Genomic DNA, 11,827 nt, shown 5'->3' with positions numbered 1-11,827 from the left:
GCCAGCCTGTGCGATCGCCGTAACATCACGTGCATACTTCTTCAGCGCGTCAAACGTATTCTCGGCGGAAGCGCTGGTCACTGTCCGCCCCTTGCGGATCTGTGCAACGGCACGTTCCAGCGCGGAGGCATCGGCCTTTCCTTCAACCAGTGCTTTACCCGCAGCAGATCCGCTCGCAGCAATGGCCACGAGCAGGCGGTCCTGCGCAACGTGGCTGTCACCTGCGGCTTTTGCAGCGGCTTCAGCGGAATCCAACAGCCTTACGAAATCAGGCGTAGCTTGCGGCTGACCTGCACCGCCGCCCTGAACCTTCGGAAGCTTGGAAAGTGCTGCGTCATTGGCAGTCTGAACAACTTTTGGATCACCACCCGCAGCCCGAATAAGGCCGGATGCAGCCCCCTGATCATCATCCAGCAGGGCCTTGAGAAGATGCTCCGGCGTCAACTGCTGATGGTAGTCTCGAAGGGCAATAGTCTGTGCAGCCTGAAGGAAACCCTGGCTTCGCTCAGTAAATTTCTGAATGTCCATTCTAATATGTCCTCTCATGCCCCGTATCGGCGGCATATGGTGTCTCGGTCGCCCCCGAAGGCGACGACCTGTGATGAATATTTAGGCACTCATTTTTTTGTTTCAAGGGCATCCCGATGACGTTTCGCTGGCCCGTGCAAGACCATGTCGGCCTCTGACAACCTGCCAAACGCATTCCGCTGCTGGTGCCAGTAAGGATAAATCAGATCCGGCGCACTGACATCATCAAGCCGTGCGACTTGTGCCTTTGTCAGACGCAATGATGCCGCAGCAAGATTATCCAGCAACTGGGTTTCCTTACGGGCTCCAATTACTACGGACGTCACACCCGGTTTGTGCAGCAACCACGCCAGCGCAACGCGTGCAGGCGAGACATCATGTTCCTCTGCGATCTCCACCAACACTTCAACCGTATCGTAGAGTTTTTCGATATTGCGGACTTCCGGTTCTGGCCAACCCGAAATACGGCGGCTATCCGCAGGCGCCGTCTTCCCGCGACGATATTTGCCCGTCAGCAGCCCACAGGCCAGCGGGCTCCAGATCTGGACGCCCAGTCCTTGATCCACAGCGAGTGGCAGAAGCTCATATTCCGCATCCCGTGCTTCCAGAGAATAATAGATCTGTTCGGAAACCGGTGTGATGAGACGGTCCCGCTCCGCGGCAGACAGAAGCTTCATGGCCTGCCAGCCAGCAAAATTGGAAAGTCCCGCATAGCGGATCTTGCCCTGGTCCCGAAGCGTCTGAAGTGCCTCCAGCGTCTCTTCAACCGGCGTCAGACCATCCCATTCATGCAGATAATAGAGATCAATATGGTCTCGCCCTAAACGACGCAGGCTATCCTCACAGGCATTCAGAATATGATGCCGCGACAGGCCCTCTTCGTTCGGCCCTTTGCCCGTCGGAAACCGGACTTTGCTGGTCACAAGCAGTTCCCGGCTTCTGCCTTTCAGAACACGACCAAGGATTTCTTCAGCTTCTCCACCCGAATAACCATCGGCCGTATCAAACATGTTGACGCCATGCTCGACGCAGAGATCCACCATTCGTGTGGCCTCTGAGACGTCAACATTGCCGGTGGAAGCGAAATCACCCTGCCCTCCGAACGTCACAGAGCCAAAATTGAGTGCGGAAATTTTCAGGCCGGAGCGACCTAGCTGACGATACTGCATATCCATCAGGTTCCTCTTCTGAGACAGACCATGACACACAACACCTCAACGGTGGATCAGTCCCGGTAAAATCGGCCCCGCTCTCATCATCGTGAGCTAGGCGACTTCTCATGCTCATGCACTCTGTTCAGGAACGACAGGTCAGTCCATGATTGATGTCAAAACTTTTCCTGTCCCGGAGCCGCCATGCCGTCATTCCGTCTCCGCAGAGCCCTGCTGTCCTGCGCGTTCCTGTCTTCCCTGCTTCCCGCCTTACCGGCCATGGCCTCCGAACCTGCATCATGCATGCTCGATCTTGCCAAAACACGAAACGGAACGCTGGGTCTGCCCACACGATCAGAAGTGACACCGGATGGACATTCGGTGCTCTTCCTGCGTTCTGGCCCGTTCGACACACGCCTGCATCTGTTTCGCTACGATCTGCCTGACCACTCCCTGCATGAACTTGCAGCCCCGGAAGCGGGCCCAGAGCACTTGTCCGTTGAGGAGAAAGCCCGGCGAGAGCGGGCCCGCCAGTCCATGTCTGGCATCACCGACTATCAGATGAGCGAAGATGGCGGCACGATCCTGGCATCTCAGGGTGGACGCCTCATCCGCATTGCAGCTGATGACGGCCGGGTATCTTCCGTTGATGGCAACTGGATCGCGCCCCGCCTTTCCCCGGACGGACAGACCATTGCCGCAGTGCGGGACAACGACCTTTACGCGGTCAATCTGGTAACGGGCGCCGAAACACGGCTGACCACTACAGGCACAGAAACGCTGACCAATGGGTTGGCCGAATTTGCCGCAGCAGAAGAACTGGAGCGCCCGGATGGCGCCTGGTGGTCTCCGGACAGTCAGACCGTGCTTTTCGAAGAAGCTGATTCAGGCAACGTCGAAAAACATTACATCACCAATCCAGAGACGCCGCAGGCGGCTCCGGTCGAGTTCCGTTATCCGCGCGCCGGCACACCCAATGCACGAACACGTTTTGGTCTCACCAGCATCAAAGGCGGAGACGTTCGCTGGATTGGCTGGGATCATGAAGCATGGCCCTACATGGCACGTGCGGTCTGGCGGAAAAACGGTGGCCTGTTCCTTGTTCTGCTCAACCGGGAACAGACGCAGGAACAGGTTCTGTCTGTTGATCCAGCGACAGGCAAAACAACGCTCCTCCTCGCAGAAAGCGACAAGGCGTGGCTCAATCTTGATCCACGAGACGCCGGTGGCAGCCATGCCTTACCCGTCGTACTGAATGGCCAACAGGGTTTCCTTTGGGCCTCGGAGCGCGGAAAAACGTGGCAGCTTGAACATCACGCCGCAGATGGGTCCCTGAAGCGGGTGTTGACGCCCGATACCCTGCCTTACGTCGCGTTCAATGATTACGACGCAGACAGCAACAGCGTTGTCGTGACGGTACGTCCGAACCGAATTGATAACGAGGTCGTCCGGATTTCACTCGCGGACGGCAAGATCACTCCGGTCATCACGGAACCGGGCATCCACAATGTCCATTTCACCAATGGTACCCATCGCCTGCTGGTCGATGCGTTTGCCGCCGCTGACGGAACTCGGCGCACTCTTCTGCGGGACGCAAAAGGGAAAATCCTGGCCAGCCTCCCGGGTATTGCGCAGCCCCCTCACCTTCCCGTCCACGTACAGTTCACAACGGCCGGGGAACGACAACTCGATGCCGCGATCATCCGGCCAGAGCATTTCCAGAAGGGCCATCACTATCCGGTCGTGTTGTCCGTCTATGGCGGCCCCGGCGTAAAGCTGGTGCATGATACACCGTCGAGCTTTCTGGAAGACCAGTGCCTCGCCAATCAGGGCTATGTCGTTGTCACGCTGGATGGACGCGGCACTCCGAGCCGGGATCATGACTTTGAGCGTGCCATCAAAGGCAACCTGATCGATGCTCCCCTTCAGGACCAGATCGATGGCTTGCAGGGGCTGGGCAAAACCTACGCTGAACTCGATCTGTCACGGGTGGGTGTTTATGGCTGGTCTTTCGGGGGCTACTTCACGGCAATGGCCACCATCCGCCGTCCGGACGTCTTCAAAGTCGGCGTTGCAGGTGCACCCCCTGTCGATTTCGCCGATTACGACACCGCCTATACCGAACGCTACCTGAACACCCCGCAGAACGACCCGGAAGGATATCGCAAAAGCAACGTCCTAACCTATGCGGATGGCCTGAAACGCCCCCTTCTGGTCATGCACGGCCTGACAGACGACAACGTGTACTTTGAAAATACCATGAAGCTGACACAGGCCCTTCTGAAAGCCGGGAAACCTTACGATCTCCTCCTGCTCCCCGGAACGCATATGCTGCCTGATCCACTCTTGCGCGCGCGCGTAAGCCAGCGTCGTGCAGAGTTCCTGGGTGATGCTTTAAAGCCCTAAGGTTGATCTGCCTGGGTTGCATGATCCGAATGGTTCGGAGAGGCAGCCCAGGCTTTCAACGCGGCCTGATATTCCCGCGATGCTTTGAGCCTGGGCAAATAAGTAATGGCGCGATGGCTGGAGAGTGGGAAGGTCTGCCCATTAAACGATCCTCGCGCGCCACAATGCCCAACCCGACAGGCACTGTCAGCATCCTGCAAAACAACATCTTTCCCAGTCCGGCGAACCGTCAGGCGACAGGGCTTCTCGCCTGCCATGAAGGGCGGTTCCTGATACACCAGAGCCTCCCCCTCCATGCGGCCGATGCCTGACAGGGAACACATGTGCCCATTGAAGAACTGTGTTTCTATTCGAAGATAAACCGCCTCTGCGCTGACGGGCACAACCTCCAGAACATTGTCGCTCCAATAGGTATCACCCGACACATCACCGTTTTGGAAATGCATACTGTACCGCCCGGAAAGCTGATTTTGTTCAGAAATGGGCCGCCCCATCGCGACATGAGCCATTGTCGCTCCCGCCAGAACCACGCCCAAACGGACAGCAACACTCCGCATCTACAAAGCTTCCCTCTTAGTGAGACAGCTCCGGAATCAAAACCAGAAGCGCATCCATTGCGGGAGCAACGGCGGAAACCGGCGTCCGTTCATTCAGTCCATGCATGAAAGAGTCTGAATTCTTGATGAAGATCGGGCTGATGCCATAGCTGGGAACACCATGAGAGCGAAACCACATGCTGTCGCTCGCTCCGGATGACATGGCTGCAAAGACCGGCACATCCGGATAAACCGCATGAATGGAGGCATCAATCGCATGCACCACATCAGGCCGCATGGGAGAAGCAGCAGTTTCAACAGACCCTTCTGTCGCGTCTTGAATCTTCATACCCGGGTCCTGCGCCGCGTCGCGCAGTTCAGCCATGATCGAAGCCCGGGAATGCCCTGGAAAGATGCGACAATTGATATTAGCCGTCGCCCTCTGCGGCAGCGCATTGAGCGCATGACCGCCTTCAATCATCGTGACCACACAGGTTGTGCCAATCCGCCCCACCAAGGACGGGTCAGCCGATAGCGTGGCAATGGCCTTTTCATTGGCTGGATTGGCGGCGAACGCCTTCATGGCCGCCGCAATATCAGGCTTTTGCCAGCGGGCCGCGTTGACAAAGAAACTACGGCTCAGGTCATTCACTTCCGGTTTGAAGCGATGTTGCTGGATCCGCAGAAGATCGGCACTCAGCTCATCAATGGCATTGACGGATCTCGGCTCCGAAGAGTGACCACCGGGGTTCGTCACGGTCAGACGGAAATCAGCGTAGGTTTTTTCCGCACCTTCCCATGTGAAGTAATCTGGCTTCCCCGTCTTTTCATCCAACGTGCCATTAGCCCCATCCATGTTCAGAACAAGTTCGACATTGGACAACTTGTCAGCGATGATGGCGCCAGTTGCCATCGTCGTTTCTTCATCTCCCGAGAACTCGATGATGATATCCCGGCGGGGCACGTACCCTTCTTTTTTCAGCTCCAGCAGAGCAGAAATAGCCAGTGTATCATCCAGCTTCATGTCCGTTGAGCCACGGCCTAGAAGATAGCCATTTTCAATCTGTGGTTTGAAAGGATCATGCGTCCAGTCAGACGCCTTGGCTTCAACCACATCCATATGGCCGGAAATCACCAGCGGTTTGAGAGACGAATCACGGCCAGGCCAACGGGCAATCAGATACGCCGTATCCTTGTAGGGCGTGATCGTCACATCCGCAGGCGCAAAACCTCCCTTAACCAGAGCCTCCCGGAAAAGGGCTGCGACCTGTGGTGTCTGGTTGGCTGGCCCCGCAACAGATCGCAGGGCTATGGCCTGCTCAGCAAGGTTCAGGGCCTGCGTTGCGGCGTCATGATGCTGGGGAGCTGCGGCAAGCGCGCTCCCGCTCATCAGGGCCAGTAACAATCCTGCGCCAATCGTATTCCGCATCGTCTTCTCCTGCATCAGATGCGAAATCGTAACCATACGGACAGTAGATGCCTAGCCAGTGCGTTGCAGGACATTTCCATCCATCTGACGAGACGGTTTCAAGATATCCTGCAATGGACTTTCCTCAGGCCGCAAACCCATCCAGCAGGCTCACACCAGATTTTTCAGACATGGCCTGACGGTAAGCCTCAACCCCGAGCGGGTAACGCAGTCCTTTGATGAGTGACATGCTGTGAAGCTGGGCAAACAGATGAATATCGTCTGTGGAAAGTGTGCCATTCACGGCTTCAGGAGACTGGATCAGAGGTTCGAGCTCTTCCAGCAATGCGTTCAGCTCTGCAATTTCATTTGAGCCATCTGCCAGAATTGCCCAGAACGGGCCGGTAGATTCTTCCTTGCGACGAATAAAGCCCGCCCGGGAAGACGTTGTCGCGAATTCAGGCAAGGGTGCGCAAACTGCGCGCGGCAGGAAGAGCCGATACGTGGCCTTGCTGCTTGCACGCAGCCAGTCTGCAATGTCCTCGCGAACCGGTCCGTTCAGAACCGGCGCGCCAACTCCATCAATATGGGAGACGATATCCATGCTCTCCGGCATGTATCGACCGTTCTCCTCCAGAATAGGGACAACCTTTCTCCCAACCATACTGATCGGGCCAGCTTCGTCGTCATTCAGGAAAATACGCTTCTCGAACGGGATGTTTTTCAGGCCAAAAATCATCATGGCCTTCACGCAAAACGGGCAATGCTCATAAACGTGAAGGATACGGGTTGTCTGATTCATGATCTGAAAATCCTCATGTCTGTCAAAAGTCGTTGCTCCGAATAAATCGGTCAGGCTTCACCCATAGCGGAGGAGAGCAGCAGCGGATCAATATTGATGGCCGCCAATGCCTTTCCCCATTTTTTCGAATGATCCATGCCAAAGACAATCTCATCACTGGCCGGCGCAACCAGCCATGAACTATCCCTCAGGATCTCTTCTTCAAGCTGACCCGGTGCCCAGGATGCATGGCCAATGGCCATCAATGCCCGCTTGGGGCCCTGCCCCGCAGCAAGCTCCCGCAGCACATCCAGACTGGCCGTCAACGTCGCCTGATCATTGACGCCCAGGCTGCCCTCTCCGTTCCAGTCGGTCGAATGCAGAACAAACCCGTGTGAATGATCGACAGGGCCACCCATACAGACGGCAATCCGGCGTTCCGGAGGGTTTGGCTCGATTCCGAGCTGCGCAAAAAGATCATCCAAACCCGGCTGGGCCAGACGACGGTTGATAATCAGCCCCATCGCCCCGTCTTCGGGGGAGTGAGCACAGAGATAGATCACGCTCTGGGCGAAGACTGTCTCCGCCAGTTGCGGCGCCGCAACCAGGAGCATGCCTGTCAGGTTGTCATTCTGTCCGGCGAGTGTTTTCTTCATTCTCTACAAATGGGTGCATCTCGTGCCTCTTTGCAAGCGTTCCCATGTCGAGAGTTTTATGGAGGTCTTCATGTCCCTTACCGTTCTCGTGACCGGTGCCACTGCCGGCTTCGGACACGCCATCGCCACACGCCTCGTACAGGATGGTCATCGCGTCATCGCCACAGGAAGACGGGCAGAACGTCTTGAGGCCCTGAAAGCCGAACTCGGAGACAATCTTCTCCCCTTCCCTCTGGACATGACGGACCGCGACGCACTCCGCGCACTGCCAGACAGCCTGCCAGAAAACTGGCGAACCGTGGACGTTCTGGTCAACAACGCAGGCCTTGCACTCGGTATGGAGCCAGCACAGGAAGCCAAGATCGATAACTGGGAGACGATGATCGCCACCAACGTCTCCGGTCTGGTGGAAATGACCCATGCACTGCTGCCCGGAATGGTCGAGCGCAACTCCGGATATGTCATCATGCTCGGCAGCACTGCGGGCCTCTACCCCTACACTGGCGGGAATGTCTATGGCGCCACGAAGGCGTTTGTGCGGCAGTTCAGCCAGAACCTGCGAACGGATCTTCTGGGCAAGCGCATCCGCGTCACGGATATTGAACCGGGCCTGTGTGGCGGAAGCGAATTCAGCTCTGTTCGCCTCAAGGACGACGACAAGGCAGCCGCTGTCTACAAAGACACCACGCCCCTGACACCGCAGGACATCGCAGAAACAGTCTCCTGGCTCGTGGGCCTGCCGTGGCACGTGAACGTTAACACAATGGAGATCATGCCTGTCTGTCAGGCTTCTGGTGGCCTTGCGGTGAACCGTCATGTCGGCTGAAAGCGGTATTCCCTCGCGCCTCACAATTACGGACGGCACGAAGTTCAAACTGACCGACTTCAGAACCGATGACCGGATTGGACACGACAAGAAAAGTGCCCATACCCGCATCCGGGACTGCGTGGACCGGATGGCTATTCTGCAGGGGCGTCTGGCGGCCCACGGGTCTCACGGTATTCTGGTCGTGCTGCAAGGGATGGACACGGCAGGAAAGGATGGCGCTATCCGCCATGCCTTTTCCGGTCTGAACCCACAGGGCTTTCACGTCACATCCTTCAAGACACCCGCCGGCGCAGCAGAAAAGCGTGATGACCTCTGGCGTGTGCATCTGATGGCGCCAGCCCGAGGCGAAATCGCGGTTTTTAATCGCAGCCACTATGAGGATGTTCTGATCGCACGTGTCCATCCGGATATCGTCAGAGCACGCGGGCTCAACCCGGATGAGCCCGGCTTCTGGGACCGGAGACTGGCTGACATCCGGCACTTCGAAAGCTACCTGACGCACCAGAACGTCATCATCCTGAAGCTCTTTCTGCATATCTCTGCGGACGAGCAGAAGAAACGTATTCTCAAACGCCTGACCCAACCCGAGAAGCGCTGGAAATTTTCTCCGTCGGATCTAGCCGAGCGTGAGAAGTGGCCGGATTACACCAAAGCTTACGAGGCTGCCATTCAGGCAACGTCCACTCCGGAAGCCCCCTGGCACATCATCCCTGCTGACCATAAATGGGCAGCCCGCTTGATGGTCGCCGAGGCCCTGCTGGAAACCATGGAAAAACTTCACCTCAAAGTACCCGAAGAAAAGCTCTCCGACACATTGAGGGCTGCCCGTGATGCCCTTCTCGCAGAAGGGTCTTCCAGGACCTAACAAAGAAAAACCCCCGCCGGATCGCTCCGGCGGGGGTTTTCAATTCTGACGTGAAATCAGAAATCAGGAACGACGCTTGCGGCTCGCACCTTCACCTGACGAACCACCAGCGCCCGGCTTCGGACGACCGAAACCGGAACCGCCACGGCCCTTGTAACCGCCGCCAGCACCGCCACCGCGTGGGCCGCCCTTGAAGCCGCCACCAGCGCCACCGCCGGACCGACCAAAGCGCTTGCCTTCGCCGGGGTTACGACCACGGGAACCATAGCTGCTGCCACCGGCAGGCTCAGCAGACGGCTCGATCGTCACTTCGTCAGGCTCAGCGCCAGCCACACAGGACTTGAAGCGCTCGACGCTCTCATCCGTGATCTGGAAATAGGTCTGATCCTGCTCGATGCGGATGCTGCCGATGTCACGCTTCTGAACGTTACCAAGACGGCAGATCAGCGGGATCAGCCACTTCGGATCAGCGCGCTCTGTACGACCGACGCTCATCTTGAACCATTCGCCCGACACGATGCGCTCTTCACGCGGTGCGCGTTCCGGACGATCGCCACGGCTCTGTGGAGCTTCGACGGACATCGCACGGATCTGCTCAACGTTCGGCAGGCGAGCACGGTACATCTGCACCAGCGCTGCTGCGAGCTTCTTCGCGTCGTAGGTTTCAGCCAGCTTTAGAACCAGCTCATCCGTCGTCTCTTCGGATGCGTTGGCAAGGATCGGATCGTCCAGCAGGCGTTTCGTGTCCTGAGCGGCAATCGCGTCAGCCGTAGGAACGGCTTCCCATTCGGCCTTCACGCGTGCCATTTCCAGCAGACGCTCAGCACGACGGCGCTGGTTCATCGGCACCATCAGCACACTGGTGCCCTTACGGCCCGCACGGCCGGTACGGCCAGAACGGTGCAGCAGGGTTTCAGAAGCAGTCGGGATGCTGGCGTGAATCACGAGGTTCAGCGCTGGCACGTCAATTCCACGGGCAGCAACGTCAGTCGCGACACAGACGCGGGCCTGACCGGAGCGGAGGCTCTCGATCGCACGGCTACGCTCGTTCTGACCCATCTCACCGGAAATGGCGACAGAGGCGAAGCCACGCTCCAGAAGAGCAGCCTGCACCTGACCAACCATCATACGGGTGTTGCAGAACACCATGGCCGTCGGGCTTTCGTAGAAACGCAGAACGTTCACGAGGGAGCGCTCGATTTCCTGCGGAGCCGTTACGACGCAACGGTAGGTGATATCAGAATGCTGCTTGGCGCCGGAAACCGTATCGATGCGCTTGGCATCTTTCTGGAAGCGCTTGGCAAGAGACGCGATTTCGCGCGCAATCGTTGCCGAGAACAGCAGGGTGCGACGCTCGGATGGGGACGCATCCAGAAGCTGCTCAAGCTCGTCACGGAAGCCCATGTCCAGCATTTCGTCAGCTTCGTCGAGAATGACGCAGCGCAGACCGGACAGGTCAAGGGAACCACGGGACTGATGATCACAAAGGCGGCCTGGCGTTCCCACAACGATGTGGGCGCCACGGCTGAGGTCGCGGGCTTCACGGCGGGCATCCGTGCCACCAATGCAGCTCGCGATACGAGCGCCGGTCTCGGCATAGAGCCACTCAAGTTCGGACTGGACCTGAAGGGCCAGTTCACGCGTCGGGGCAATAACCAGAGCCAGCGGCTGTGGCGACGGCGGGAGGCGATCAGCCTCACCAAGCAGCGTCGGCGCAATAGCCAGACCAAAAGCTACGGTCTTGCCTGAACCCGTCTGGGCGGAAACCAGAAGATCACGATCCTCCAGCCCTGGCTGCAGAACTGCTTCCTGAACGGGAGTGGGCTGTTCGTAGCCACGCGCCGTCAGGGCGCGCAGAAGGGCAGGATGAGTATCGGGGAAAGGCATATTTAATGAACACTCGGCAAACGTCACGCCGACGGCAAAAAGCGGCGGCTGGGATGCCGCTGCATAAAGACTTCCGAGCATAAATGCCAGAAGTAACGCATCCGAACCTGCGAATCAGGCAAAATCAGCCTCTGGGCTTCCGCCCGACAACCGCCCGAACCGTGTCACGCCATGCCGTCAGATCTTCCGGAGGAACGACTTCACCTGTGTCGAGCTCCCCAAAACCAGCCTTCGAAAGAAGAACACTGACAAGACGTGCGCGGTCTTCTGGCTCCAGAGCCTGCCACATTGCAACAGCTTTCTGCTGATGAAACTGATCTGAGAATGTGACAATCAGAGGAGCCCCTTCCTTCAGAACACGAAGGGCTTCCGTCAGGACTTTCAACGGCTGCGTCAGGTATGCCACCCCGTCACACAGCGTTATGGCGTCGATTGTGTCGTCTTCGAACGGCAGGATGGGGTCTGCGTTCAGATCCTGTACGATCCGTGTCGTCAGCACAGGATTGGTGTCCAGCGCAGCCTTGGACGCTCCCAGTCCGATGGCATCCTGAAACCTAGCCTCTTCCGGGTAATGGCTGAGTGACCCCGCCATCAGATCCAGAACCGTGCCCCCAACGGGAAGAGAGGTCTGATAAAGTGCTGCAACCGCCGTACGTGCACCCATATCCATCAGCGAATCCGGAAGACGCTGCGCATAGAAGATCGTATCCGGTTCATTATTGACGCGCGTAAACGCCGCTGCGTGAAAACCTTCAACCTGTTCCGTGCCGCTCATATCCA

General features: G+C 57.6%; 11 protein-coding genes (1 of these 11 running past the window's edge). 3 read left to right on the top strand and 8 right to left on the bottom strand.

Annotated features, from left to right (window positions below; translation table 11 throughout):
- On the bottom strand, positions 1–528 hold the start of the coding sequence (gene clpB / locus M2305_RS09015) for an ATP-dependent chaperone ClpB (RefSeq protein ID WP_264649167.1). The gene continues 2,073 nt to the left of window position 1, outside the view; 528 of the gene's 2,601 nt are visible here — the first part of the coding sequence; the start codon lies at positions 526–528; its stop codon lies beyond the left edge, outside the window.
- Between the two features lie 89 nt (positions 529–617).
- A complete protein-coding gene (locus tag M2305_RS09010; protein WP_215751030.1) occupies positions 618–1,697 on the bottom strand; it encodes an aldo/keto reductase in 1,080 nt (359 codons plus the stop codon).
- Between the two features lie 186 nt (positions 1,698–1,883).
- Here M2305_RS09010 and M2305_RS09005 point away from each other — a divergent pair, with 186 nt between their 5' ends.
- The gene (locus M2305_RS09005) at positions 1,884–4,085 is read left to right on the top strand and encodes a S9 family peptidase (protein ID WP_264649166.1); all 2,202 of its coding nucleotides are present in this window, start codon (positions 1,884–1,886) and stop codon (positions 4,083–4,085) included.
- Here M2305_RS09005 and M2305_RS09000 read toward each other — a convergent pair.
- The 4 genes from M2305_RS09000 to M2305_RS08985 form a co-directional block, all read right to left on the bottom strand.
- Positions 4,082–4,642: a hypothetical protein gene (locus tag M2305_RS09000; protein WP_264649165.1), complete on the bottom strand. Its 561-nt coding sequence runs from the start codon at positions 4,640–4,642 to the stop codon at positions 4,082–4,084. The two genes, M2305_RS09005 and M2305_RS09000, sit on opposite strands and share 4 nt — an antisense overlap.
- 16 nt (positions 4,643–4,658) lie before the next feature.
- Entirely contained in the window at positions 4,659–6,050 is a 1,392-nt protein-coding gene (locus M2305_RS08995; protein WP_264649164.1) for a M20/M25/M40 family metallo-hydrolase, read from the bottom strand.
- A gap of 124 nt (positions 6,051–6,174) precedes the next feature.
- Positions 6,175–6,831 (bottom strand): glutaredoxin 2, encoded by a 657-nt coding sequence (gene grxB / locus M2305_RS08990; protein WP_264649163.1) that lies wholly within the window; start codon positions 6,829–6,831, stop codon positions 6,175–6,177.
- A 50-nt stretch (positions 6,832–6,881) separates the two neighbouring features.
- Positions 6,882–7,466 (bottom strand): YqgE/AlgH family protein, encoded by a 585-nt coding sequence (locus tag M2305_RS08985; protein WP_046900835.1) that lies wholly within the window; start codon positions 7,464–7,466, stop codon positions 6,882–6,884.
- A 70-nt stretch (positions 7,467–7,536) separates the two neighbouring features.
- On the opposite strand from M2305_RS08985, the gene M2305_RS08980 reads away from it, so the two are divergent.
- Positions 7,537–8,292 carry an SDR family NAD(P)-dependent oxidoreductase gene (locus M2305_RS08980; protein ID WP_099211920.1) on the top strand — a complete coding sequence of 252 codons (756 nt, stop codon included), beginning with the start codon at positions 7,537–7,539 and terminating at the stop codon, positions 8,290–8,292.
- Positions 8,282–9,160: a PPK2 family polyphosphate kinase gene (locus tag M2305_RS08975; protein ID WP_086633337.1), complete on the top strand. Its 879-nt coding sequence runs from the start codon at positions 8,282–8,284 to the stop codon at positions 9,158–9,160. Before M2305_RS08980 ends, M2305_RS08975 begins: the two co-directional genes overlap by 11 nt.
- Positions 9,161–9,223: 63 nt before the next feature.
- Here the strand turns inward: M2305_RS08975 and M2305_RS08970 are convergent, their stop codons facing one another.
- A complete protein-coding gene (locus M2305_RS08970; RefSeq protein ID WP_174694805.1) occupies positions 9,224–11,047 on the bottom strand; it encodes a DEAD/DEAH box helicase in 1,824 nt (607 codons plus the stop codon).
- A 124-nt stretch (positions 11,048–11,171) separates the two neighbouring features.
- Positions 11,172–11,822 (bottom strand): class I SAM-dependent methyltransferase, encoded by a 651-nt coding sequence (locus tag M2305_RS08965; RefSeq protein ID WP_174694804.1) that lies wholly within the window; start codon positions 11,820–11,822, stop codon positions 11,172–11,174.
- Between the last annotated feature and the right edge of the window lie 5 nt (positions 11,823–11,827).

Origin of the sequence: Gluconobacter cerinus (assembly GCF_025961355.1) — a bacterium.
Classification (GTDB): Bacteria; Pseudomonadota; Alphaproteobacteria; order Acetobacterales; family Acetobacteraceae; genus Gluconobacter; species Gluconobacter cerinus.
This window is presented reverse-complemented; position numbering and strand designations above follow the sequence as displayed.